At 55.5% G+C, this 25,801-nt stretch carries 21 protein-coding genes; 10 read left to right on the top strand and 11 right to left on the bottom strand.

From position 1 onward, the window contains the following. Positions 1-197: 197 nt before the first annotated feature. Complete coding sequence (locus tag ACOTXC_RS06200; RefSeq protein WP_154849167.1) at positions 198-998, top strand: mannosyl-3-phosphoglycerate phosphatase-related protein; 801 nt, start codon at positions 198-200, stop codon at positions 996-998. Here the strand turns inward: ACOTXC_RS06200 and dgcQ are convergent. The 3 genes from dgcQ to ACOTXC_RS06215 form a co-directional block, all read right to left on the bottom strand. Further along, the gene (gene dgcQ, locus ACOTXC_RS06205; RefSeq protein ID WP_421767491.1) at positions 983-2,683 is read right to left on the bottom strand and encodes a cellulose biosynthesis regulator diguanylate cyclase DgcQ; all 1,701 of its coding nucleotides are present in this window, start codon (positions 2,681-2,683) and stop codon (positions 983-985) included. The genes ACOTXC_RS06200 and dgcQ overlap by 16 nt on opposite strands. Before the next feature lie 84 nt (positions 2,684-2,767). Continuing rightward, positions 2,768-2,950, bottom strand: coding sequence for a YodC family protein (locus ACOTXC_RS06210; RefSeq protein ID WP_022648559.1), 183 nt, complete (start codon positions 2,948-2,950; stop codon positions 2,768-2,770). A gap of 77 nt (positions 2,951-3,027) precedes the next feature. Further along, positions 3,028-3,942, bottom strand: a complete 915-nt coding sequence (locus ACOTXC_RS06215) for a DUF808 family protein (protein WP_421767513.1) — start codon at positions 3,940-3,942, stop codon at positions 3,028-3,030. Between the two features lie 175 nt (positions 3,943-4,117). On the opposite strand from ACOTXC_RS06215, the gene yedA reads away from it, so the two are divergent. After that, entirely contained in the window at positions 4,118-5,032 is a 915-nt protein-coding gene (gene yedA, locus ACOTXC_RS06220) for a drug/metabolite exporter YedA (RefSeq protein ID WP_058646935.1), read from the top strand. Here yedA and ACOTXC_RS06225 read toward each other — a convergent pair. The 3 genes from ACOTXC_RS06225 to ACOTXC_RS06235 are packed head-to-tail and all read right to left on the bottom strand — an operon-like array spanning position 5,004 to position 7,654. Further along, positions 5,004-5,495, bottom strand: coding sequence for a very short patch repair endonuclease (locus ACOTXC_RS06225; protein ID WP_022648562.1), 492 nt, complete (start codon positions 5,493-5,495; stop codon positions 5,004-5,006). The two genes, yedA and ACOTXC_RS06225, sit on opposite strands and share 29 nt — an antisense overlap. After that, entirely contained in the window at positions 5,476-6,909 is a 1,434-nt protein-coding gene (locus tag ACOTXC_RS06230; RefSeq protein ID WP_113787992.1) for a DNA cytosine methyltransferase, read from the bottom strand. Before ACOTXC_RS06230 ends, ACOTXC_RS06225 begins: the two co-directional genes overlap by 20 nt. Before the next feature lie 43 nt (positions 6,910-6,952). Next, the gene (locus ACOTXC_RS06235) at positions 6,953-7,654 is read right to left on the bottom strand and encodes a phosphohydrolase (RefSeq protein ID WP_421767514.1); all 702 of its coding nucleotides are present in this window, start codon (positions 7,652-7,654) and stop codon (positions 6,953-6,955) included. Between the two features lie 284 nt (positions 7,655-7,938). On the opposite strand from ACOTXC_RS06235, the gene ompC reads away from it, so the two are divergent. After that, positions 7,939-9,105, top strand: a complete 1,167-nt coding sequence (ompC, locus tag ACOTXC_RS06240; RefSeq protein WP_421767492.1) for a porin OmpC — start codon at positions 7,939-7,941, stop codon at positions 9,103-9,105. Between the two features lie 55 nt (positions 9,106-9,160). On the opposite strand, the gene ACOTXC_RS06245 is transcribed toward ompC, so the two are convergent. Further along, positions 9,161-10,024 carry an N-acetylmuramic acid 6-phosphate etherase gene (locus tag ACOTXC_RS06245; RefSeq protein ID WP_023300495.1) on the bottom strand — a complete coding sequence of 288 codons (864 nt, stop codon included), beginning with the start codon at positions 10,022-10,024 and terminating at the stop codon, positions 9,161-9,163. 153 nt (positions 10,025-10,177) lie between these two features. On the opposite strand from ACOTXC_RS06245, the gene ACOTXC_RS06250 reads away from it, so the two are divergent. Both ACOTXC_RS06250 and dcuR read left to right on the top strand, forming a co-directional pair. Then, on the top strand, positions 10,178-11,794 hold the full coding sequence (locus ACOTXC_RS06250) for a sensor histidine kinase (RefSeq protein WP_045308599.1): 1,617 nt from the start codon (positions 10,178-10,180) through the stop codon (positions 11,792-11,794). Then, a complete protein-coding gene (dcuR, locus tag ACOTXC_RS06255; RefSeq protein WP_023300497.1) occupies positions 11,791-12,510 on the top strand; it encodes a two-component system response regulator DcuR in 720 nt (239 codons plus the stop codon). Before ACOTXC_RS06250 ends, dcuR begins: the two co-directional genes overlap by 4 nt. On the opposite strand, the gene ACOTXC_RS06260 is transcribed toward dcuR, so the two are convergent. Together ACOTXC_RS06260 and ACOTXC_RS06265 are read right to left on the bottom strand one after the other, a co-directional pair. Continuing rightward, a complete protein-coding gene (locus ACOTXC_RS06260; RefSeq protein WP_421767493.1) occupies positions 12,491-13,453 on the bottom strand; it encodes an FAD:protein FMN transferase in 963 nt (320 codons plus the stop codon). The two genes, dcuR and ACOTXC_RS06260, sit on opposite strands and share 20 nt — an antisense overlap. A 58-nt stretch (positions 13,454-13,511) precedes the next feature. Next, entirely contained in the window at positions 13,512-16,292 is a 2,781-nt protein-coding gene (locus tag ACOTXC_RS06265; RefSeq protein WP_421767494.1) for a flavocytochrome c, read from the bottom strand. Positions 16,293-16,900: 608 nt separating this feature from the next. On the opposite strand from ACOTXC_RS06265, the gene ACOTXC_RS06270 reads away from it, so the two are divergent. After that, on the top strand, positions 16,901-18,409 hold the full coding sequence (locus ACOTXC_RS06270) for an anion permease (RefSeq protein WP_022648571.1): 1,509 nt from the start codon (positions 16,901-16,903) through the stop codon (positions 18,407-18,409). A gap of 52 nt (positions 18,410-18,461) precedes the next feature. After that, a complete protein-coding gene (gene fumA / locus ACOTXC_RS06275) occupies positions 18,462-20,111 on the top strand; it encodes a class I fumarate hydratase FumA (protein WP_022648572.1) in 1,650 nt (549 codons plus the stop codon). On the opposite strand, the gene ACOTXC_RS06280 is transcribed toward fumA, so the two are convergent. Then, positions 20,100-21,005: a LysR family transcriptional regulator gene (locus tag ACOTXC_RS06280; protein ID WP_193543696.1), complete on the bottom strand. Its 906-nt coding sequence runs from the start codon at positions 21,003-21,005 to the stop codon at positions 20,100-20,102. The genes fumA and ACOTXC_RS06280 overlap by 12 nt on opposite strands. 95 nt (positions 21,006-21,100) lie before the next feature. On the opposite strand from ACOTXC_RS06280, the gene ACOTXC_RS06285 reads away from it, so the two are divergent. From ACOTXC_RS06285 to ACOTXC_RS06295, 3 genes are all read left to right on the top strand, one after another. Beyond that, the gene (locus ACOTXC_RS06285) at positions 21,101-22,396 is read left to right on the top strand and encodes a serine hydrolase domain-containing protein (protein ID WP_421767495.1); all 1,296 of its coding nucleotides are present in this window, start codon (positions 21,101-21,103) and stop codon (positions 22,394-22,396) included. A gap of 260 nt (positions 22,397-22,656) precedes the next feature. Next, on the top strand, positions 22,657-23,958 hold the full coding sequence (locus tag ACOTXC_RS06290) for an MFS transporter (protein ID WP_421767496.1): 1,302 nt from the start codon (positions 22,657-22,659) through the stop codon (positions 23,956-23,958). Between the two features lie 6 nt (positions 23,959-23,964). Further along, positions 23,965-24,753: a substrate-binding domain-containing protein gene (locus ACOTXC_RS06295; RefSeq protein ID WP_155025896.1), complete on the top strand. Its 789-nt coding sequence runs from the start codon at positions 23,965-23,967 to the stop codon at positions 24,751-24,753. On the opposite strand, the gene ACOTXC_RS06300 is transcribed toward ACOTXC_RS06295, so the two are convergent. After that, positions 24,725-25,627, bottom strand: coding sequence for a LysR family transcriptional regulator (locus ACOTXC_RS06300; protein WP_045308605.1), 903 nt, complete (start codon positions 25,625-25,627; stop codon positions 24,725-24,727). The two genes, ACOTXC_RS06295 and ACOTXC_RS06300, sit on opposite strands and share 29 nt — an antisense overlap. Positions 25,628-25,801 lie beyond the last annotated feature (174 nt).

Below are 25,801 nucleotides of genomic sequence, written 5' to 3' on the forward strand. Positions count from 1 at the left end.
ACATTATCCCCAACAGATTTGTCTTACAAGCATATATTCTCTTAGCGAATATTATATTTTATACATGTGAATTTTGGTTATGAGTATAAACATGCGCCGCGTGTGGGTTTATCGGGATCGTTTCCACTTCAACGGGACATCAATGCTGAGTTTTTTTAAGACTTTTCTTAGATGAACATCATTATTCAGGAGACGTTATGCCTTCGCTAAAGGAGACTCTGCTCGTCTTTACCGATCTCGACGGTACGCTGCTGGATTTTCACACTCTCGACTGGCAGCCTGCCGCTTCCTGGCTGAAGAGATTACAGGATGAACAGGTACCAGTCATTCTGTGCAGCAGCAAAACCGCGTCCGAAATGCGTGACATCCAGCAGGAACTTGGCCTTGGCGGGCTGCCCTACATTGCGGAAAACGGCGCGGTGATCCAGCCTGACGTACGGTGGGAAAACGCCGTACGGTTCATCTCAGAAAAGAAGCATGACGATATCTGGCAGTTTATTGCCCGGGTACGCCACGAGATGCATCTGAAATTCACCACCTTCGACGATGTGGATGAGCGCGTGGTCGCCGAATGGACCGGGCTAAGCCGTCCCCGTGCGGCGCTTGCACGTAAACACGAGGCTTCCGTGACGCTGATCTGGCGTGACAGTGATGAACAAATGAAACGCTTCGCAGCCGAACTGGCCCGGCAGGGGCTGAAGATCGTCCCGGGTGCTCGCTTCTGGCATATTCTGGACACGAGCTGTGGCAAAGACGTGGCGGTGCACTGGCTTGTGGAACAGTATCGCCTGCACGACGGATTTGACCCGACAACGCTGGGCCTGGGCGACGGCCCCAATGATGCCCCTCTGCTGGACAGCGTAGCCTTCGCCGTGGTGGTGAAAGGCTTCAACCGGGAGGGGGTCAGCCTTAAGAACAACGATCCCACACGGGTTTATCGCACTCAGCACACCGGACCGGCCGGCTGGCGCGAGGGGCTTGATTACTTTTTAACGTGATCCTGCCAGATGACCCGGTTACGCCCGCGCTGTTTCGCCTCATACAGACGCGCATCGGCGGTGGATTGCAGATTTTCGAAGTGATAATTGCCCTTCTCCTGCGCGCCAGAGACGCCAAACGACGCGCTCACGCGCAGGGTAGTACTTTTCTTAATCAGGATCTCTTTGCTGTCGATACGCTCACGGATCTGCTCTGCAACTTCCGCCGCCTCTTCAAGCGTCATGCCGGGCAGTACCACACAGAACTCTTCGCCGCCGACGCGCCCGGCAATATCTTTAGTGCGCAGGGTACTGGCAATCAGCCCCGCAGCATGGGACAACACCTTATCACCCGCCTGGTGCCCGAACCGGTCATTAATGCTCTTAAAGCAGTCAAGATCGATCTGGATGACAGAGAAAGGCAGCGCCTGCTGTTCACACTGCTTCGCCAGTATTTTCGCCCGCTCAAACAGCGCCCCACGATTATTCAACCGGGTCAGAGGGTCGTGCCAGGCCTGCCATTGCAGCGAATTCTGCAACGAATACATATTACTGACCATGCGCCGGATCACCAGCCATGAGATGAGCAGCATCGCGGTGAACAGCGCCCAAAGCAATGCCAGCACAATACTGATGCTGCCGAAATCGCCGCGCACCCCTTCTTCCAGAGTGTGCACGCGCAGGACGATGCCATCAAAGTGGTCGAGACGCTCCCAGCTGACAAAACGACTCCCCAGGCGAATGCCGCCTTCGGAATCCGATTCTATTGCGTGCGCTATCTGCGCTAGTTCGGGCGCGTCAAAATAATTAACGTCCGCAGCAGATGATCCAGACGTCGCAAGCAGGGTGAGACGACTGTCATACAGCTGGTATTCCCCTTCCGGGTTATCGCCTACGGCCTCCACCAGCAGACGACGCAGGGTGGCAAAGGTGAAATCCATCGCCACCACACCATACCAGACGTGATTGTAATAAACAGGCACACTGGCGGTGATCAGCGGCTTTTTGCCCACAAAGGAGGAAGGAGGCGAGATAAACCAGCGCACGGCACGCGCACGGTTCTCACGCTCGGACTGTTGGGTAAACCAGGGCTGAGTGACCAGATAGTAGTAACGCTGCACGATATCGCTGGCATTTTCCGGCGTATCCGTTTCCAGAAAGAATCCGGCGCGAGAGACATAAATCACGCGCTCTTCGTTGCCGGAAGAACTGGATGCCAGACGCAATAAATACCCCACTTCAAGCGCGGCGGACAGTTCATTATCAAGAAACTCATCATCGCGATTCAGAAGGGTGGTCTTTTCAACGAAGGCATCAGACACACCGTTGATCGGCAATGTGCGCTGTTTATCAACCTCAATTTGCCAGGTGGGGGATGCGCGCAAACGGGCAAAACGCTTTACCGCATCATGCAGCACGCCAAACGCCAGCGGCGTTTCCAGCGCATCACGCATGCTGTGGCGAAAAAACAGCATTTTATCGACGCTGAACTGGAGTTGTCTGTCCAGCGCACTGGCAACCGTTTCCAGATGGTTACGCTGACTGGAGATATAGGCATCTTCCAGTACCACAACTTCGCGCCAGGTCAGGAGGGTGGAAAAGATCAGGACAACGATAAAACAGAGGTTAACAACCAAACGGGGATTGCTACGCTTATGCAGCCACTGCAAAAAAGATTGTTTTACAACAAAGGTATTGTGCTGCACACGCACTCCCTGAGTGTCGCTCACCATCCGATATGATAAGTCTTCTGCCAGTAAAAACGCCCGGCAAGGCCGGGCGTTGTGTGATTAAGCCTTATCGCGTTTTTGCCTTTTATCACCAGGCTGAAGCTCATCTTCACGAAAAGCCTCCCGCTTAATGCCGTATCCGTCATGCCACCGGCACTCCACCATTCCACTGGAATAACCGGTGACAATCATGCATGGACCACCATTCTTTGGCTTAACTTCATCACTGACCAAAAAGACCATACCTGCCTCCTGTATCAGGGTGAAACGTTTTCAATTTAGACGAGGAATGGTCTTTTTGCATCCGGGGTCAGCAAAAATTAATGCGATTTTCCGCGTACTTTTTCTACCAGCTTGACCACTGCCACCACAATGACACCTACGATAAAGCCCAACACAAGGTTAAGCAGCGTCGGCAGAATGGCGGCGATCACCGAACCATGTCCCGACGCCAGATGTTCAATTGCATGATGCAGCGAAGCAACGCCGTGCACGATAATACCGCCGCCGACCAGGAACATCGCCAGAGTTCCCACTATCGACAAACTTTTCATCAGCCACGGTGCCAGCACCAGCAGGCTTTTGCCGATAATGCGGGCAATGGCGCTGGATTTTTTTTCCAGCCAGAAGCCGATATCATCCAGCTTGACGATCAGACCGACCAGCCCATACACCCCAACCGTTACAAGAATGGCAATCAACGAAAGCACCATGACCTGATTCATCAGCGGTGCTTCGGATACGATCCCAAGCGTAATCGCCACAATCTCGGCCGAAAGGATGAAGTCAGTACGGATCGCACCTTTGACCTTATCGCGCTCGAACGTTTTTGGATCCTGCGCGGCCAGCGCTTCCAGACGCTGCTGGCGCATTTCCGGGGTGTCTTTCTCTTTGCGTGCGGCAAACATATGCAACACTTTTTCGGCACCCTCGAAGCACAGGAACGCCCCGCCAATCATCAGCAATGGCGTAATGGCCCAGGGTATAAAGGCGCTAATCAGAAGCGCCAGCGGAACAAGGATCACCTTGTTAATAAAGGACCCTTTCGCTACGCCCCACACCACCGGCAGCTCACGGTTCGCCCGCACGCCGCTGACCTGCTGCGCGTTAAGTGACAAGTCATCCCCCAGTACCCCGGCGGTTTTTTTCGCCGCCAGTTTCCCCATGACTGAAATGTCATCCAGCAAGGTGGCGATATCGTCCAGTAATGTTAATAAGCTACTTCCTGCCAAAATCTCTATCCTTCTTTTTTTGCTAATTAAGTGAATAGTATGGAACAAAACTCAGCGCCCGGAAACAGGCACCTCACGTCAACAAAAATTTCACATTAACAACACAATTAAAGCACTCGCCAGCCCGATAGTTTTGGCGTTAACTATGAGCGAACTTTTTATTTCGTCGTGAGGGACTATGCGTTTTCGGCATTTATTACCGCTCATTGGAGCACTTTTTTCCCTGTATATCATCTGGGGATCCACCTACTTTGTCATTCGTATTGGCGTGGAAAGCTGGCCCCCGCTGATGATGGCCGGTATTCGTTTCCTTATGGCTGGCGTGCTGCTGATGGCGTTTTTATTGCTGCGCGGCCACAGGCTACCGCCGCTGCGTCCCTTGCTTAACGCCGCCCTGATCGGCCTGCTGCTGCTGGCGGTGGGCAATGGTGCAGTAACCGTCGCCGAACACCAGAACGTGCCGTCGGGCATCGCCGCCGTGGTCGTCGCGACCGTGCCGCTGTTTACGCTCTGCTTTAGTCGTCTGTTCGGGATCCGCACCCGTAAGCTCGAATGGCTGGGCATCGCGATTGGGCTTGTAGGTATTATCATGCTGAACAGCGGCGGAAACCTGAGCGGAAACCCCTGGGCTGCCGTTATGATCATGATCGGCTCGATGAGCTGGGCCTTCGGCTCGGTCTACGGCTCCCGCATTGAGCTGCCCTCCGGGATGATGGCGGGTGCCATTGAAATGCTCGCGGCAGGCATCGTGCTGCTGATTGCCTCGGCGTTGACGGGTGAAAAACTGACGGCAATGCCAGATCTCTCAGGTTTCCTGGCCGTCGGGTATCTGGCGCTGTTTGGCTCGATTATTGCCATCAACGCCTATATGTACCTGATCCGCAACGTCTCACCGGCGGTTGCCACCAGCTACGCCTACGTTAACCCGGTGGTTGCCGTGCTTCTGGGTACCGGTTTTGCGGGCGAAGTGCTGTCGACGATTGAATGGCTGGCGCTGGGCGTGATTGTCTTTGCCGTGGTGCTGGTCACGCTGGGTAAATATTTACTGCCCGCGAAACCCATTGTCACGGCGTGTGAGGTGGAGAAACCGTGATCGGGTGAATGCCCTGGGTATCGATCTGCGCGGCCTGACCGCCGCCGCAGATCCACTCTTCCAGCCGCTCCGTCAGTTCCACGTCATTCAGCTTCATTCTTCCGCGCAGTGCGCACTCCCAGACAATCAGCACCCGCCAGCCCTGGGCGTAAAGCTGCGAAACATCGCGTTTATCACGCTCGACGTTCCTGCCAATCTTCTCCAGCCAGAAGTCGGTGCGTGTCGCCGGGACTTTAAACAGATAGCAGTCGTGATGATGCCAGAAACAGCCGTGGGTAAAGATGATGCATTGATACGCATCGATCACGAAATCAGGACGCCCGGCAAGCGTGGCATCCTGAACCCTGAATTCAAACCCGATGGAGGTCAGGAGGCCAGCGATCCGTTTTTCGATCGCGGTATCACGCGTGCCGATGGCACGCATGTTTTTACTCCGCGTGGCCTTATTGTGAACGTCCGCCATTGACGGCCTCACTCTGACGCAGCTGAACGGCCTTGCTGATGCGTGAGGCCAGCAGTTTTGCGACGGCGGCAAAGGCTGGCACCACCACCGAGTTGCCAAACTGACGATAGGCTTGTGTATCCGACACCGGAATGCGAAAACTGTAGCCCTGCGGCGCCTCAAAGCCCATTAAGCGGGCGCACTCGCGCGGCGTTAAGCGCCGCGGTCGGTGCTGTTGATTCTGAGGGTCGTCGAAATCTTTTTCGCCCAGCGCCTTATCCCAGCCCCGATCGATAAGAATTTCCGCGCCATCTTTGTAATAGCGCGCCGACAGCGTACGCGTCACGCTGTCAGGATTAAGCGGATTGACCATGCCAAACCCAAAGCCATTGCCTTTGGCCTGATGCTTTTTGGCATAGCGATAGAGGTATTTCCACAGCACTGGCGTCAGAATGAATTTCGCATCGACGGCGGGCTCCAGCAGATCGGCCACTGTCGGACGGCGCGCCGGATACAGCGAGGGCAAATCGCGCAGCGTAAAATCGCCTTTCAGATTGAGATCGCGGCGGAATCCCACCAGCACGATGCGTTCGCGGTGCTGTGGCAGGAAGTGTTTGCCGTCGATAATTTTCGGATCGTCCGGCCCCATGTCCTCTGCATCCGCCACGTCGTAACCCAGTTCATCCAGCGTTTGCATGATAATGCGGAAGGTTTTGCCGCCGTCATGACTCTTTAAATTCTTGACGTTCTCCAGCACAAAAATTGCCGGGCGGCGGGCATCAATAATCCGGGCAACATCAAAGAACAGTGTGCCCTGCGTATCACAGGCAAAGCCGTGCGCACGTCCCAGCGCGTTCTTTTTCGACACGCCAGCCAGTGAGAACGGCTGACACGGGAAGCCTGCCAGCAGCACATCGTGCGCCGGAATGGTGTTGCGAATGTGCTCAGCGGCTTCTTCGTCGCTGACGCCGGTTTTGTGGCTCAGGGTGACGTCGCGGATGTCGGCATTAAACTGGTGCTCGTCGGGGTCGCAGTACCAGTTCGCCTTATAGGTGCGGACGGCATGTTTGTTCCATTCACTGGTGAACACGCACTGCCCGCCAATAGCTTCAAAGCCATGGCGAATGCCGCCAATACCGGCAAAGAGATCGATAAAGCGAAAGGCATAATTCGGATGCGCAGCAGGCGGGCGCGGCAGCAGGTTGCGCAGATAACGGAACTCGCCGTCGCTCAGGCGGTGCCCTGCCCTGTCGCTTATCAGCAGCCGCTTGAGTATTGCCGGGCTCCAGTGGCTCTCGCCATGTGCCACCAGCTGGTTTGCCAGCGTTTTAGCATCATACATTTCCAGCAGCTGACGCAGGAGTGCCTGCACGGCTGCCGTTGATTTCTCAACCCGCTCAGGCGCGGGCACAGTCACTGATCGATTTTCCTGCATTCTCTTAACCGGACAATAAAGACAGAAAACAGAGTACCACAGTTCAGGATCGCACACTGCGACGGAAATGGGTCAATATCTGGCTGTCGGTTCCGAGGTAATCGCCCTGTAATTCGGCACTCAGCTTCGCCATAAACTGGATCAGAAAATCGGCATTGTGACGCGCAAGTTCGCGTCCCCGTGCGGTTTGCATGGTGTCCGGCAGGCGCAGGAGTTTGGTCTGAAAGTGATCGAGCGCGAAAGCTTTATCATCCAGCGCACGCGCCCCGGCAAACGGGTCGTCGGCATCAAACAACGCGGTGCCCAGCGCACCGGACACGGCAAAGACGCGCGCAAGGCCGATGGCGCCTAACGCCTCCAGCCGGTCGGCATCCTGGACCGTTTTGGCCTCCGGGCTTTGCGGCGCGATACCGGCACTGAAGCTGTGCGCTTCAATGGCATGCTCAACGGCCGCATACCGATCGGGCGGAAAATCAGGAAAATCACGGCTCAGGATCTGGCGCGTTTCTCGCGCTGCCAGCCGCGAGGAGTGACTACGCTGCGGGTGATTTTTCGGCAGGCTGACAATGTCATGGAAGTAGCATGCGGTCAGCACAACCAGCGGATCGCAATCCCCGTCAGCCATAATGGCCTGCGCCGTCATCCAGACGCGGCGAAAATGGGCGATATCGTGCGCCGCATCATCAGTAAAATGATTTTCGGCGAGCCAGCGCTCAAAACGGTGCTGCCACTGCGCAAGTTCCATCATTCCATCCTGTTGCTCAAAAGAGAGTGAATTATAATACACCCGAATCAAAATCCTTAATAAATAGAATTTCGAAATACTTAATAATAATTACCCGCTATATTTTCAATGAATTAATTCACGCGAAAAATAAAGAGATAAAAAGAAATATTTTGTAATATTTTTACCAGTTTAATTACATTTATTTTTGAACCTAAATAATAATCCATAGAATAGTATCAGCCATGTAGTTACGGAGGGTAATTACATATATTCAGACAATTTATATTTAAAGGGAATATATAATGAAAAGAAAAGTTCTGGCAATTCTCGTACCCGCGTTATTAATGGCTGGCGCAGCAAATGCGGCGGAAATGTATAACAAAGACGGCAACAAAGTTGACCTGTACGGTAAAGTTGATGCACGTCATACCTTCTCCGACAACCCAGGCGACGACGGCGATGAAACCTATGTCCAGATTGGTTTCAAAGGCGAAACACAAATTAATAACGATCTTATTGGTTACGGCCAGTGGGAATATAAAACCTACGCTAACGATACCGAAGGCGCAGGCGACACCTCTTTTAACCGTCTGGCCTTTGCTGGCCTGAAATACGGCGAATATGGCTCATTCGATTACGGCCGTAATTACGGCGTCGTGTATGACGTTGAAGCCTGGACCGATATGCTGCCAGTATTTGGTGGCGACTCCTATACCTGGACCGACAACTATATGGTTGGCCGTACTAACGGTGTGGCGACCTATCGTAATAATGACTTCTTCGGTCTGGTTAACGGCCTGAACTTTGCACTGCAATATCAGGGTGCTAATGAAGGTGCTAACGCAAACGAAAATCAGGAAGGCACCAAAAACGGCCATGATGATGTTCGTTTCCAGAACGGCGACGGCTTCGGTATGTCAACTACCTATGACTTCGATTTCGGTCTGTCGCTGGGTGCCGCTTATTCATCGTCTGACCGTACCAACGACCAGGTTGCTTACGGCGCAGGTACCTATAATCGCTTCAGCAAATATGCCGGCGGTGAACGTGCGGAAGCGTGGACAATCGGTGCAAAATACGATGCGAATGATGTCTACCTGGCAATGATGTATGCGGAAACCCGCAACATGACTCCGTACGGCAACGATGGCATCGCCAACAAAACTCAGAACTTTGAAGCCGTAGCGCAGTACCAGTTTGACTTCGGTCTGCGTCCATCCCTGGCGTGGGTCTATTCAAAAGGCATCGATTTGGGTGGTAACGATTATCATCCAGGCAATGGTTATGACTATGTAGACCAGGATCTGGTTAACTACATCGACCTGGGCATGACCTACAGCTTCAACAAGAACTTCTCCACCTACGTTGATTATAAAATCAACCTGCTGGACGAAGATGATGCCTTCTACAATGACAACGGTATTGCAACCGATGACATCGTTGGCATCGGTATGATCTACCAGTTCTGATCCCCATAAATAGCAAAGCCCGCAACGCGGGCTTTTTTTATTTGACGCTGAAATATTACGGCGCTTCCTGCAAGGCCAGGCGAACAAACCCGTTATTCTGCGCCAGTAATTCATGTGCTTTCCAGGCATCCATACCCGTCAGCACCATAAGCACCGCCGTTTTACACTGATGGTTACAGCTTTCCAGCGCCGCCTTCGCCTGCGCCCGGGAGCATCCCCCCGCTTCCATTACAATGGCAATTTGTCGCTCGGCCCATCTGGTATTGCTTGCCTCCAGATCAACACGCAGGTTGCTGTACACCCGTCCTGTCCGTATCGCCAGACCGGTGGTAACCATATGCATTATCATGCTTTGCGCAATGCCCGCTTTGGCGTTGGTATACCCGGCAACCACATCCGCGCCCAGATCGGGGGCAATAACCATGCTCGCCAGCTGCGCCGCTTCACTTTGCGCATCCTCCGTAATGAGCGCGACCGTTGAGCCCAGAGACCACGCATGACGCATCGCGCCCCAAACCCATGGCGTTTTGCCGCTGACGGACAGCGCCAGCATCATGTCGTGCTCGCCGAATTTTATCGTCTGAAGGTCTGCAACGCCGCGCGCGTAGCTTCCGGCGTTATCGCCTGCTGTCATCGCAATGACCGGATGTTTTCCCGGCGCGAACGCTTCTGCCGCCTGCTTCGCCACGCCTCCGGACGCGCCTGCGCCGATCAGCACCAGACGTCCGCCGTGACTAAGCGTCGCCGCCGCGTTATCCACCACGCGAGCCAGCATACTTAAGTGAGGGGTAAGTGCAGAAGAGATTTGTGCGTCATCCTGGTGTATGACATTAAGCATATCCAGCGTAGATAATCTGTCGATGTTCATCGTGCTGGCGTGCCGTCTTTCCCTGGCCGTACCGGTAAGCATAATGCTCATAAACTGCCTCCTTATTATGAGTACCCCCACACTATAAAGTGTTTTATACAGGTCACATGAGAGAAGGCTCACGAAACGCCTCTCTTTACATGGCTTTATGAAATGCCCGTCATCAGCGATAATTAGCCCTTTCTTTTTCATCGCGGAGTGTTAATGAGCGATTTGCAGCCCTTCCCCCCGACGCGCAAGCGCCCTATGAAGCTGAATACGCTGGTTACGCTGATGGTGTGCGCCATTATCGGTTCTGTGCTGCTGGTGGTCTTCGCGCTGTACTCTGTGCAGATCACCCGTGCCACGCGCGATGACGTGAAAGATACCGCGCTGGGTATCGCCCGAACGCTGGCCGACAGCCCGGAGATCAAGCGTGGCCTGATGGAATCGCCGCAGGCTGGCATCATCCAGCCGATTGCCCAGGCGGTGACGAAGCGCAACGACCTGCTGTTTACCGTGGTTACCGACCTGCGTGGGATCCGCTATTCCCATCCAAACGAAGCGCTGTTAGGTTTGCATTTTATTGGCGACGATCTGACGCCCGCCCTCGAAGGGAAAGAGAATGTCTCCGTGAACCGCGGCGCACTCGCGGAAGCACTGCGCGTCTTTACGCCCGTTTATGACGATCGGCACGACCAGATCGGCGTGGTCGTGGTGGGTATTTCGCTGAATAAAGTTGAAGATCAGATTGCCCGCGGTCGGCTCAATGCCGTGTGGACTATCCTATTCAGCGTTCTGATGAGCTCAGTGGCGATATGGGGTCTGGTCCGGGTTCTGAAACGTATTCTCTTCGGGCTGGAGCCTTACGAGATCTCTGCCCTCTTTGAGCAGCGCCAAGCCATGTTGCAGTCCCTGCGCGAAGGCGTGATGGCTGTTGATATGCACGGGCGCGTGACGATGATTAACCACACCGCCAGAGAAATTTTGCTCCTGAGCTCGGGTGAGCACTCCGAGAGCAGCGGCGAACCACTGCTGGCTAGCCTGCGGGAAGTGGCGAAAACCGGCATTGCTCGCCAGGATCAGGAGATCGGCTGTAACGGACGGCTACTGCTGTGCAACATGGTCCCCGTGAAAAGCCAGAATCAGGTCATCGGGGCAATCAGCACCTTCCGCGATAAGACCGAAATCAGCCAGTTAATGCAGCGTATCGATGGTATGGTCAACTATGTTGATGCCCTGCGCTCACATACGCATGAGTTTATGAACAAGCTACACGTGATCCTCGGCCTGCTGCACATGAAGCGCTACGATAAGCTGGAAGAGTACATCATCCAGACCGCACAGAATTATCAGACGGATATCGGCGCGATACAGCGCAAGGTTAAATCGCCGGTCATTGCGGGTTTCCTGCTGGGTAAAATCAACCGCGCCAAAGAGGCGGGAGTGACCCTGACGCTGGCCGAGGAGAGTCAGCTTCCTGACACCAGCAATGAAGAGCAGGTTGCGGTTCTGATCACCGTGCTGGGCAATTTAATCGAAAATGCCCTGGATGCGATGGAAGGTCAGCCGGAAGGCGAGATCGGCCTGCTGCTGCATTATCAGAACGGCTGGCTGAGCGGTGAGGTCAGCGATGACGGTCCCGGCATTGATCCCGAGCGGCTGGAGGCTATTTTTACAAAGGGCTACTCAACAAAAGGTGAAAACCGTGGCGTTGGGCTGTTCCTTGCACGTCAGCAGATCCAGAACCTGGGCGGAGATATTACCGTCGAGTCGGAGCCTGGCGTATTTACCCAATTTTTTGTTCAGATCCCCTGGGATAGCGAGAGGAATATCGCGTGATAAATGTATTAATTGTCGATGATGACGCCATGGTAGCCGACCTCAACCGTCTGTATGTTAACCGCGTTGAGGGTTTTAACTGCTGCGGCGTCGCTTCTACGCTCAACCAGGCCGAAGCATTGATCGCAAACCCAGGCCAGCCGATCGATCTGGTGCTGCTGGATGTCTATATGCAGCAGGATAACGGGCTGGATCTATTGCCCATCATCCGCGCATCGGGCCGCCCGATTGACGTTATCATGATTTCGTCAGCCTCCGACGCCGCAACGATCCAGACGTCGATGCACTATGGCGTGGTGGATTACCTGATTAAACCGTTCCAGTTCCCGCGTTTTGAAGAGGCGCTGAACGGCTGGAAGGCAAAGCGCAGTCTGATGGGCTCGCATCAGTATTATGAACAGGCCGACGTCGACAGGCTGATCCACGGCGGCGCGCCGGAGCTGGCCGACAGCAAAAAATTACCGAAAGGCTTAACGCCGCAGACGCTGCGCACCATTTGCCAGTGGATCGACAGCCATCCGGAGATAGAATTTTCCACCGACGATCTGGCGAATGCGGTCAACATTTCCCGCGTCTCCTGCCGCAAATACCTGATCTGGCTGGCGCAAATCAATATCCTGTTCACCAGCATTCACTACGGTGCCACCGGTCGACCGGTATATCGCTACCGTTTGCAGCCGGAACAGGTCGGCCTGCTCAAACAGTACTGCCAGTAATTCGGTAGCTGTCGTCCAGAAGGGTAAAACGGAAGTGGTGCATCGAGGAGATCACCACTTCTTTTGTTTTGGTAACAAAAATGGCTTCAATATCGGGGCGCGAACGCAGCGCGGCGCAGCCCTGCTCCACGCCCATGCCGTAGATCAGCGTGGTCCAGATATCGCCGTCGAGGGAGTCTTGCGAAATAATCGTCACGCTGTCCAGTTCGTTATCCAGCGGGTAGCCGGTACGCGGGTCAAGTATGTGATGATAACGTTTGCCGTTCTGCTCGAAGTAGCGCTCATAGGTGCCTGACGTCACAACCGATCGGTTTTCTACCGTTATGGCGCTAATCAGCGCGTCACCAGCGAACGGTTTTTTCAGCCCGACGCGCCAGCCACCCTCCGGCGAGCCTAACGTCTGGACGTTGCCGCCAAGGTTGATCAACCCGAGTTCGGTGCCCTCTTTATGCAAGTAATCCCGCACCCTGTCGGCGATATAACCTTTGGCGATAGCCCCCAGATCGATCTCCATTCCCTGGCGTGTAAGAAACACGCTGCTGTTGGCGTCATCCAGTACCACGTTCGCAGGATCCGTGATACTCAGCAAGGCGGCGATCTCGTCCGCGGGCGGTACAGCGTCCCCCTTAAAGCCAATTTTCCAGCGTTTGACCAGCGGACCTATCGCCAGGTTGAACGCACTGTCTGTAGGCAGGCTGGCCGCTTTCGCGCAGCGGATCAGGTCAAACACCGGGCGACTGACGACAACCGGATGCTGACCGGCAGCATGGTTGACATCCATCACCTGCGAATCCGCACGGTTGACGGTGAGGAGATCTTCGTACTGTTTGATCAGGCGAAACACGCGGGACGCGAGGGCTTCGTCATGGGAAAAGAGTTTCAGAAGGATGGGCGAGCCCATCAGAACGGCGTTGTAGCTGTAAACGCGATGGCTATCAGGCATTACATAAGTCCTCAGATGTAGCCCCGGCAAGCACCGCGCCGCCGGGGAAACAGGAGCCTTACCGTGTTTTCGAACGCTTAGCCGCCTGATGTCCGGCAAGCGTACCAAAAATAATGATATCTGCCACCGCATTACCACCGATGCGGTTACCGCCGTGGATACCCCCGACAACCTCACCCGCAGCAAACGCTCCCGGCAATACGTTGTGGTTGCTGTCCAGCACGCAGGTTTCTGTATTGATGGTCACACCGCCCATGGTGTGGTGCACGCCCGGCGCAATCTGAATGGCATAGAACGGCCCTTCGTTGATAGGCGCACGCAGCGCGGTGGTGCGGCCAAAATCATCGTCATGCTGTTTTTCCACAAAGCCGTTGTAGCGTTCCAGCGTTGCCAGGAACTGGTGGTGATCCATCCCCAGCGCTTCCGCCAGGGCTTTTGGCGAACTGGCGCTGGTGACAAATCCTTTCGCGATGTACTCATCCGCGGCTTTGTTTTTGGCGCGAACATGCTCGTCAAAGACGATGTAAGCGTATTTCTCCGGCAGCGCGATGATTTGCGCCGAAACTTTGTCGCGGGTCGACATTTCGTTATAGAAGCGGTTGCCCTGCTGGTTTACCAGAATCGCCCCGCCGCCGCGGATGGATTCGGAAATCAGGTACGACGTTTTCTGCTCAACGGTTGGGTGGATCTGGATTTCGCCCATATCGACGGTGCCTGCGCCAATACGCTCCAGCAGTGCGATACCGCCGCCGGTTGCGCCTTTGTGGTTAGTCGTCACGAACCCTTCCAGGTCCGGACGGTATTTCACCACCATCTGGCTGTTGGCGCTGAAGCCGCCCGTCGCGACAATTACGCTTTTAGTTGCCACGGTGAGGGTTTCGTTCTCTTCGGTGGTCAGACGCACGCCGGTCACTTCGCCGTTTTCGAAGATGATGTCGCTCACGGAGGTATCCAGCATCACCTCGATGTTGCGTTTGTTGACATTGCGCACCAGGCCGCTAATCAGATATCCGCCCACCGCGGAACCATCTTTCGGACGGTGCGTACGGTCGATGCTCATCCCGCCGGTGGTGGTGATGTCGTTGAGCATAATGCCGCGCGTTGCCAGCCATTCGATGGCCTCCGGCGCGTTCTCGACAAAGCGACGCAGCAGTTCAGGGTTGTTCTTATTGCCACCGCCTTTCAGGCTTTCCTGGTAGAACAGCTCTTTGCTGTCCTGAATGCCCTTCACGCGCTGGAAGCGGGTCTCCGCCGCGTTCATACCGGCAGAGGCTTTAATGGTGTTCCCGCCAATAGTCGGCATTTTCTCAACGATCAGCACGCTCGCGCCTTCGTCGTGAGCCTGAATCGCCGCCGCCAGACCGGCACCGCCGCTGCCGACCACCACCACGTCCACGCTTTTAGTCTCATTCGGGTCAGCGCCCTCTTCTGCCGCCAGCGCTTTGCTGGATTTCAGCATCGCCTTCGAGACCGCTTTTTTCACCGCCTCGCTCTGGCTGGTTGCGCCGGTGATAGCATCCACGTGCGGGGTATTGGCATCCAGAATACGGGTACGGATCTCTTCGAAGCTGGTGACAAACTCGACGTCTTCACTCGGGCCGGAGGCCAGTTCGATATCGGCGATGCGGTCGGTTTCGAGGCTGACGTTAATCACCAGTTCGTTAGCATCGTCCTGCACTTTTTCAATAAAGGTGCCCGGTTTGAATTTAGATTCGCCCATGCTCATGTCGCGGATCATCGCTTCCACCAGCGAGAAGCGCCACAGCGGTTCCGGGATGCTCAGTTCTTCGCGTCGGGTACTGTCCATAAACAGCTCCAGGCTTTCGCCCGCCGCGATGCGATCGGTCCAGTCCGGATAGGCGATGGTGGCGCGGCCAACGGCAATCAGGTCGTAACCGTGATCCAGCGCTTCATTCACATCCGTGGCATTCACCACGCCGCCAACGCCCATCACCGGTACCTGCGCCAGCGTGTCAGAGCGCATGGCGCAGTATTTTTCGATAAGTGGCGTCGGGTCCTGAGTATCGACGATAGAAGGACGCAGGGCGGCGCCAAGGGAGAAGTGCAGATAATCCACCCCACGAGCGGCCAGTTTTTCCAGCAGATACAGGGTGTCTTCGAAGCGAATGCCGGGGACTTCCAGCTCTTCCGGTGAGAAACGGTAGCCAATGATAAACGCGTCGTCCGCGTACTGGCGCACCATCTTATGGGTAATGTCCAGCACCGCCAGCGGGAATTTCGCACGGTTATCGCGGCTGCCACCCCACTCGTCGTCGCGCTGATTAGAGTTCGGGGAGTAGAACTGCTGGATCAGATAGGTATTCGCCCCGTGGATTTCGACGCCATCGAAGCCGGCCTGAATTGCGCGGCGTACGGCTTCGCCGAACTTGCCGATCATGCCTTCCACTTCTTCTGAAGTCAGAGCAACCGGCGTCGCGGCACCGTCACGCGGCGCGGCAACCGCGCTTGGGCCAACCGGCGTCCGGCCGCCGATCAGTTTTGGGTCGACCATACGGCCGCCGTGGTAAATTTGCAGAAGGGCTTTGGAACCTTTGGACTTAATGGCGTCAGCGATTTTTGCCAGTCCGGCGATTTTTTCGTCGTTATCAATACCAATTGCGCCCGGGAACGCAAGGCCGAGATCGTCAACAAAACAGCATTCAACGATAATGGTGCCGATGCTGCCAGCGCGGGCACGGTAGTACTCCACCAGCTCGCTGGTCACGGTGCCATCGTAATACCCCGTACAGGTTGTCATCGGGGCCATTAACAAACGGTTTTTCAGTTCAGTACCATTCGGTAATGTGAAGGGGCTTAAAATACGTTCGTTAGTGCTCATAATAGAAACTCCAAACTTTAAAAATTAAGAATTCGTTATCGGTATGGATTTTTTATTTCGTGTTTTTGCCGATGTCATGACATTAATATAAAGCTTTTTTTAGTTTCTAAAGTCATTACGTTAGTTAATAAACTATTTAATCCCTGCGATAACATTAATAACACATTGGTGTTAGCGCGAATGTTTTATACGTTCACATTAATTTAAAAAAAGTTAAATCAACAATGGTAAAGCCAATACACCACACACACCAAAAACCCTTTAAAATCAAAAGGTAAAACACAGCCCAAACTAATAATGTTATAAAATTGATAAATAAAATGCTTAAAAATAGCGAATAACCACACTACTCAGAGTGGTTATTATAAAAAGTATAAAATTACGTCCTCAATTCTGTTTTTTTGATCGCGATCAATAGTAATGGCATCCAAAGGCGCAATATAAAAACATCATCATTTTTTATTTAGCGCAAACAAAAATGCGTTAAATCGCTATTACTGAAAACACAAAAACGCACCTTAAATAACTAAAAAAAGCAAAACGAATAAAGCAATCGAATTTGTGTTTTCGCTGTACGACGAATTTTTGACAACTTAAGACGTGAAACTATGAAAACAAAAACTGCTGTAACGCCTCCTGCGGCGAATCTGGCATCAAATGGAACAGCAAAACGCCTGCTGATGATGGCCCTGCCCGTCATTGTCGCCGTCCTGCTGTTGTTTGTCCCCGTTCCGGAAGGTCTGCCGCCTTATGCGTGGCACTACTTCGCCATCTTTGTTGGCGTCATCGTCGGGTTGATTTTCGAACCTCTGCCGGGCGCCGTAATCGGCCTCACCGGCGTGGTGGCGATTGCGCTGTGCAGCCAGTGGGTGCTCTTTAGCCCCGAACAGCTGGCTGACCCGAAATTCAAGCTGGCGGGCGCCTCCTTTAAATGGGCGGTGAGCGGGTTTGGTAACTCCACCGTGTGGCTGATCTTCGGTGCCTTTATGTTTGCCGCAGGCTACGACAAAACCCGCTTCGGCCGCCGTCTGGCGCTGATTCTGGTGAAGTACCTGGGCCGTCGCAGCCTGACGCTCGGTTACGCCATTACGTTTGCGGACCTGCTGCTGGCCCCGTTCACCCCGTCCAACACCGCGCGCAGCGGCGGGACCATCTACCCGATTATCGCTAACCTGCCGCCGTTGTACGGTTCAAAACCCAACGACCCAAGCGCGCGCAAAATCGGTTCCTATCTGATGTGGGTGGCAATCACCGCGGCTTGTATCACCAGCTCGATGTTCCTTTCCGCTCTGGCACCTAACCTGCTGGCACTGGCGCTGGTGAAAAGCACCGTTGGAATTGATATCTCCTGGGGGACCTGGTTCCTCGCCTTCCTGCCGCTGGGTATCCTGCTGATCCTGACCATGCCGCTGCTGGCCTACTGGTTCTACCCGCCAGAAGTGAAGGTAAACAATGAAGTACCACTGTGGGCGACCCGCGAACTGGAAAAACTGGGCAAACTGTCGCGCAATGAGATCCTGCTGCTGGTGTTCGTGTGCTGCGCGCTGCTGATGTGGATCTTCGCCGCGGCGTGGATTGAACCGGCCATGGCTGCCCTGCTGATCGTTGGCCTGATGCTGTGGACCGGCGTGCTGGAGTGGAACGACATCACCGGCAACAAAGCCGCGTGGAATACCTTCGTCTGGTTCGCCACCCTGGTGGCGCTGGCGGATGGTCTCTCCTCCACCGGCTTTATCAGCTGGCTGGGTAAAGAAGGCGGCCTGCTAATGAGCGGTATCTCGCCGGGTGTCGCCACCATCGTCCTGCTGCTGGCGTTCTACCTGCTGCACTACCTGTTCGCCAGCACCACCGCGCACACTACCGCGCTGCTGCCTGCGATGCTGACCATCGCCTCCACCATTCCGGGCATGAATATGGAAGTGTTCGTCCTGCTGATGGTGACCTCGCTGGGCGTGATGGGGATCATCACCCCGTACGGTACTGGCCCAAGCCCGATTTACTACGGTAGCGGCTACCTGCCAACCAAAGACTACTGGCGCCTCGGCACCATTTTCGGTGCCATTTTCCTGGCAGCTCTGCTGCTGATTGGTTACCCGTGGATGTCCATGATGTTCTGATTTCTGACCGCCGGACATTTCCTCCGGCGGTTAAATTTTTGTGGAGCAAGCTATGTCAAACAAACCCTTTATCTACCAGAACCCCTTCCCACTCGCGCATGACGACACCGAATATTATCTGCTGACCAAAGAGCACGTTTCCGTTGCCGAGTTCGACGGTCAGGAAGTGCTGAAAGTCGAGCCAGAGGCGTTGACCCTGCTGGCCCAGCAGGCCTTCCACGACGCAGCGTTTATGCTGCGCACCTCTCACCAGAAGCAGGTTGCGGCTATTCTGAGCGACCCGGAAGCCAGCGAGAACGATAAGTACGTCGCCCTGCAATTCCTGCGCAACTCCGAGATTGCGGCGAAAGGCGTGCTGCCCACCTGTCAGGATACCGGCACGGCAATCATTATGGGTAAGAAAGGCCAACGCGTCTGGACCGGCGGCGGTGACGAAGCCGCGCTGAGCCAGGGCGTGTATAACACCTATATTGAAGACAACCTGCGCTACTCGCAGAATGCGGCGCTGGATATGTATAAAGAGGTGAATACTGGCACCAACCTGCCCGCGCAGATCGACCTCTACAGCGTGGATGGTGACGAGTACAAATTCCTCTGCATGGCGAAAGGCGGCGGTTCCGCCAACAAAACTTATCTGTATCAGGAAACCAAAGCGCTGATCACCCCGGCGAAGCTGAAAAATTATCTGGTTGAGAAGATGCGGACCCTCGGCACCGCGGCCTGCCCGCCTTACCATATCGCCTTCGTTATCGGCGGCACCTCAGCGGAAGCCACGCTGAAAACCGTCAAGCTCGCCTCTGCGCGCTACTATGATGGCCTGCCAACCGAAGGCAATGCGCACGGCCAGGCGTTCCGCGACGTCCAGCTCGAGCAGGAACTGCTTCAGGAAGCGCAAAACCTCGGCCTTGGCGCGCAGTTTGGCGGGAAATACTTCGCGCACGATATTCGCGTGATCCGTCTGCCGCGCCACGGTGCCTCCTGCCCGATCGGCATGGGTGTTTCGTGCTCCGCCGACCGCAACATCAAGGCGAAGATTAACCGCGAGGGGATCTGGATTGAGAAGCTGGAGCACAATCCGGGCCAGTATATTCCTGAATCCCTGCGCCAGCAGGGAGAAGGCGACGTGGTAAGCATTGATCTGAACAAGCCGATGCCCGACATTCTGGCGCAGCTTTCCGCGCACCCGGTCTCCACCCGCCTGTCGCTGAATGGCACCATTATTGTGGCGCGCGACATCGCCCATGCGAAGCTGAAAGAACTGCTCGATAACGGCGAAGCCCTGCCGCAGTACGTCAAAGATCACCCGATTTACTATGCAGGCCCAGCCAAAACGCCAGAAGGTTACGCGTCTGGCTCACTCGGCCCGACCACTGCGGGACGTATGGACTCCTATGTGGACTTACTGCAATCCCACGGCGCGAGCATGATCATGCTGGCGAAAGGTAACCGCAGCCAGCAGGTGACGGACGCCTGCCATAAACACGGCGGCTTCTACCTCGGCAGCATCGGCGGCCCGGCGGCGGTGCTGGCGCAAAACAGCATCAAGAGTCTGGAGTGCGTGGCGTATCCGGAACTGGGAATGGAAGCGATCTGGAAAATTGAAGTGGAGAACTTCCCGGCGTTTATCCTGGTGGATGACAAAGGCAACGATTTCTTCCAGCAGATCCAGAACAAGCAGTGCAAAGGCTGTTCACAGCGCTGAGTCTTTCCACAATGATGGCAGCAGCGACAGCGTTTCATTAATTAACCCGCGCTTGTCGCTGCCCGGTTTCCAGATCGTCACCATCGTTTGACCGATCCCCTGGCTGCCCACTTCGGTGTGCAGCCTTTTTACGTTTTGCCATCGCGCCGCCTGAAGATGCGTCGGCAAAAATCCCCAGCCGCACTCTTTCTCCAGCAGGCCGCGCAGCATCTCCAGTTCGTTAGTGAAAAGCGTGTGCCCTGAAATTTGCAGGCGACGGGCAACCGGCTCATCTGACGCGGCATGCATAATCACCTGCGGAACCAGAGAGAGATCGAGCAGCGACACCGGCGACGCAACCTCCGCAAAAAGCGCCGTTGCGGCGTAAAAATCCATTTCGATCGCCCCCAGCGCCCGCCACTCCATCTCATTGCCCACGCTGCGGTTGCGCGCCTGGCAGATCCCCAGATCGGCCTGACCGTTCGCCAGCATGGCTTCCGCCTCATCGCGCGATGCGCTGGTCAGGCTCAGGCGGATCTTTTTCGCCGCCAGTGTGGCAATCAGCGCCTGTAAAAAAGCTCTGGGGGTGAACGGATCGTAAACGAGTGCAATGTCCTGCGTGGCGCTGTCCGGCACCGATCGGGCAAACGCCTCAAATGCTTTGACCTGCCGCATCAGCAGGTGCGCCTGCCGCTGAAGCTGCTCCCCCTCCGGCGTCAGGCGCAGGCTGCGCCCCTCCCGCAGGAACAGAGCGTAGCCCAGCCCATCCTCAAGAAAATCGATCAGATCCCGCAAGGTTGTACGATCTTTGCCGAGTTTACTGGCCGCCTTCATCAGGCTGCCGTGCTCAGCGACGGCGGTGAACGCTTCAAGTTGGGCAAAGGAATAGATCAGTGATGCCACGTCATTCTCCACGCGATTTTTCCGGGGGATTTTCCCCCATAACGCGTTTTTTATTATAGGCCGCAGGTTCTTAAACTGAAGTCCTTCCTGAGCCAAACGAGATAAATATGAAAATCAAAACAAACCGCACGCTGCTCGCGGCGCTGGTTGTCAGCAGCCTGCTCTCGCCCGCCGTCATGGCGGCCTGCAACGGTACCGACCTCACGACCTGTCCGGCGCCTTTCGATGCCAGACTCCCGGACGCACATACCATGCTCACCTGGAGCCAGGCCGATCGCGTGGTGGGCTTTCGCAATGACTACCGCAACTACGCGGGCGATGTGTTCCGCCACGGCAACGCAACGCCGCTGCTGCCCGCAGAAAAACCGCTCACCGATGCCCGCTATCAGGTGAAGGGTAAGATTTACAATCTTCAGGATTACCTGAAACGCCAGAACGTCAGCGGCATGCTGGTGCTGAAAAATGGCAAAGTGGCCTATAAATACCTGGGAGAAGGCAATACCAACTCAACGCTCTGGACGTCGCGTTCCGTGGGCAAATCGGTGGTTTCCGCGCTGGTGGGCGTTGCGATAAAAGAGGGTAAAATCCACTCCCTGGACGACCTCATCACCCAGTACGAACCGGATTTAAAAGGCACCGCCTGGGAGGGCGTAACGCTAAAACAGCTCATCACCCACACCTCGGGCGTGGCGTGGAACGAAGATTACACTAACCCGCAGTCAGACTTCGCCCGGCTTACCGAATGCGAAGCGAAACCGGGCACCTACGACTGCGTGCGCACCCTGGTGAAAGGATTACACCGTGAACACCCGGCGGGTGAAAACTGGTCCTATTCCTCGGGTGGCGCCTGGCTGTTAGGCGATGTGCTTGAGCGCGCCACCGGCATGACGCTCGCGGCGTATCTGGAGAAAAGCATCTGGCAGCCGTACGGTATGGCGAGCGACGGCGTGTGGCATGCCTACAGCAAAGGCCAGCACGACGTGGGTGCGCATGGATTTAACGCCACGCTGGAAGACTGGGGGCGTTTCGGGGAGTTTATCCTGCATAACGGTACACTGCCGGACGGAAAGCAGATCCTCCCCGAGGGCTGGGTGAAACATTCCTCAGCCTGGACACAGGCCAAAGGATCGGTGTCCGCCGCGCATCCGAAGGGCTTGTACGGCTACCAGTGGTGGAACAACGAAGTGCCGGCCACCGCCACAAACGTGGAGCCGAAAGTCGAAAATTCGCTGAAGGATTCCCTGTGGGCGCTGGGTATTTTTGGTCAGATGATCGTGGTTAATCAGAAAGAAAATCTGGTTATCGTCCAGTGGTCCACCTGGCCGCAGGCAGAGCCGTCATTCAGCGCCCAGCCGCTGGAAGCGTCGCTGATGTTTAGCGCGATTGCGAACGCGCTGCGCTGATAATCCCAAGCCAGGCCCCGCCTGGCTTCTCACCTGCGCGGTGTCACAAAACTGATATATCAGCAACTTAGCGAAATGTGGTAAATAACAGATTACTGAAATGTTAAGTTATTGTTGAATATGTAAATACTGGTCAACGCTTTGTCATTAATGCACCACACGCATCAGTCCATGCGCGATTTGCGCTTATCAATTTCCACTTCCTGATCCAGTTTTCAGAAACAGACGAGCATAACGTCACTATAAAACTGGAGATAATTATGGTTTCCTCAACCTCACCTGCAACGGTTCGTTCGAAAGCGGGCGCGATTTTCCGCGTCACGTCGGGCAACTTTCTTGAGCAATTCGACTTCTTTCTGTTCGGCTTTTATGCCACCTACATCGCCCACACGTTCTTCCCGGCAAGCAGTGAATTTGCGTCGCTGATGATGACCTTCGCCGTCTTTGGCGCGGGCTTTCTGATGCGTCCGATCGGGGCCATTGTGCTGGGGGCTTACATTGATAAAGTGGGCCGCCGTAAAGGGCTGATCGTCACCCTGTCGATCATGGCCGCCGGAACCTTTCTGATTGTGCTGATCCCTTCTTATCAGAGCATTGGCCTGTGGGCGCCGCTACTGGTGCTGACCGGCCGCCTGTTGCAGGGCTTTTCGGCAGGCGCCGAGCTGGGCGGGGTTTCGGTTTATCTGGCGGAGATCGCCACGCCGGGCCGCAAGGGTTTCTACACCAGCTGGCAGTCGGGTAGCCAGCAGGTCGCCATTATGATCGCGGCGGCGATGGGCTTTGCGCTGAATATGGTGCTGGAAGAGAGTGCCATTCGCGAATGGGGGTGGCGTATTCCGTTCCTGTTTGGCTGTCTGATTGTGCCGTTCATCTTTTTCCTGCGCCGCAAGCTCGAAGAGACCGAGGAATTCAGCGCCCGTCGCCACCATCTGGCGATGCGTCAGGTCTTCACAACGCTGCTCGCCAACTGGCCAGTAGTCATCGCGGGCATGCTGATGGTGGCGATGACCACCACCGCGTTTTACCTGATCACCGTTTACGCGCCGACCTTCGGTAAAAAAGTCCTGATGCTCAGCGCCTCGGACAGTCTTTTGGTCACGCTGCTGGTAGCCATTTCTAACTTCATCTGGCTACCGATAGGCGGTGCGTTGTCGGACCGCTTCGGACGCAAACCGGTGCTGATCGCCATGACGCTGCTGGCGCTGGCGACCAGCTATCCGGCACTGACGATGCTGGCGGCAGCCCCGAGTTTCTCCATGATGCTGACCGTGCTGCTGTGGCTCTCTTTCCTCTACGGCCTGTATAACGGCGCGATGATCCCGGCCCTGACGGAGATCATGCCAGCAGAGGTGCGCGTGGTGGGCTTCTCGCTGGCTTATAGCCTGGCAACGGCGGTCTTTGGCGGTTTCACGCCGGTGATTTCTACCGCCTTAATTGAGTACACCGGCGACAAAGCCTCCCCGGGCTACTGGATGAGCTTTGCCGCCATTTGCGCCCTGCTGGCAACGCTTTATCTCTATCGTCGTCGCACGTTAATCCTGCAAACCGCCGTTAAGGAGTGATCCCTCATGCTTACATTCAGAACGGTGATTGCCGCCCTGACCTTCGCCACCCTCAGCGCGGGCACGCTTGCGCAGGATGTAACGGTGATGATTTCTGGCGGCTTCAAAGCGGCGCTGGAAAAGCTGACGCCGCAGTACGAAGCGCAAAGCGGCGACAGGCTCATTGTGGTCTCCGGCCCGTCGATGGGCAAAACACCGCAGGCCATTCCGGCCCGGCTCGCCCGGGGCGAAAAAGCGGACGTGGTGATTATGGTTGGAGATGCGCTGGCGAAACTGGAACAGGATCGCAGGACGGCGGCGGGCTCCCGCGTCGAGCTGGCGGATTCGCCCGTCGGGATGGTCGTCAAAGCGGGCGCGCCGGTGCCGGATATCAGTACGGTACCCGCCCTGCGGCAAACGCTGCTGAAGGCGCATTCCATGGCTTATTCCGACAGCGCCAGCGGCCGGTATGTTGAGAGCCAGTTGTTCCGTAAGCTGGGCATCGACGGCCAGGTCCAAAATAAAGCGCACCGGGTTGAGCGCATCCCGGTGGCGTCTGAAGTGGCAAAAGGGAAATACGATCTCGGCTTTCAGCAGGTGAGCGAGCTTCTGCCGGTCCCGGGCGTGACGTTTGTGGGTAAGTTGCCTGACGACATGCAGTACATTACCCGTTTCGCCGGAGCCGTAACGCAGAAGGCCGACCATCCCGAACAGGGAAAAGCGCTGCTGGCCTTTCTCTCCTCGCCACAGGCGGCCAGCGTCATTACGGCAACGGGCTTAACGCCCGTCAGTGCACCTCGCGATACTGCTCGGTGATCAGCGTTTCGAGTTCGGCAGCAATGTAGGACTGGATCCGCCCGCGGCGGCGAATCAACCCCACGGTTCGCCTGACCTCTGGCTCTGTTAAAGGCACCGACGTCAGCAGCGAATGCTCTGCGCGGGGCATTGACATGGCGGGAACGGCCGCAATGCCGATCCCGGCTTCAACCATCCCGAGCATAGTCGTCACGTGCCGCGTTTCGCAGATGCTGGGGCGCTCAGGCCGAATATGTCCGACCCGCTGGTCGAGAAGATTGCGGTTGCCGGAGGTCTTATCCAGACCGATATAATCCTGCTGATAAAAAGCCTGCCACGTCAGGCTTTTTCTTTTTGCAAGCGGGCTGTCTCGTCGGCAGGCGGCCACGTAGACGTCCTCCACCAGCGGGACAAACTCGATATCGGGCTGTAAACTCCGGGCAAAGCTGATACCAAAATCCGCCTGTCCGCGGGTGACGGCCTCGATAACATTTCCGGCGCTGCTGTCGATAAGTTTAATGCGCACGCGGGGGTAACGAGACTGAAAGCGGCGGATCACATCCGGCATAAAGTAACAGGCGGCTGACGGCACTGTCGCCACGGTGATTAATCCCGTGCGCTCCTCGCTGGCCTTATCGATATCCGAAAGCATGGACTCCACGTCGACAAGCAGTTGCCCGCACCGGTCGGCAAAGGTCTGTCCATACAGGGTCAGCGTGACGCGCCGGGTGGTTCTGTCGAACAGTTTTGTCCCCAGTGCCGCCTCCAGCTTTTCAATTCTGCGACTCAACGCCGACTGGGAAAGGCAAATAGACTCCGCCGCAAGACGGAAATTGCCGTATTCCAGTAAAGCGCGGAAGGCATAGAGATCGTTGAGGTCAAAATTGACGGGCATACTGACGGGATCCTTAAGCACGGTAGGGTAAGAAGAGATTTATCATAGCCGCGTACGACATACTTCACAAAATGAAGGGGATACCCCTAAAGCGCTATCAACCTTACGGCACATAGTGATAGTTTATGCGGGCTGGATTCCTCTTAAACAGGCTGCCAGTCTGCATGCCGCCGA

The sequence above is a fragment of the Enterobacter cloacae complex sp. IR5428 genome (genome assembly GCF_049238585.1).
In the GTDB taxonomy this organism is placed as follows: domain Bacteria; phylum Pseudomonadota; class Gammaproteobacteria; order Enterobacterales; family Enterobacteriaceae; genus Enterobacter; species Enterobacter intestinihominis.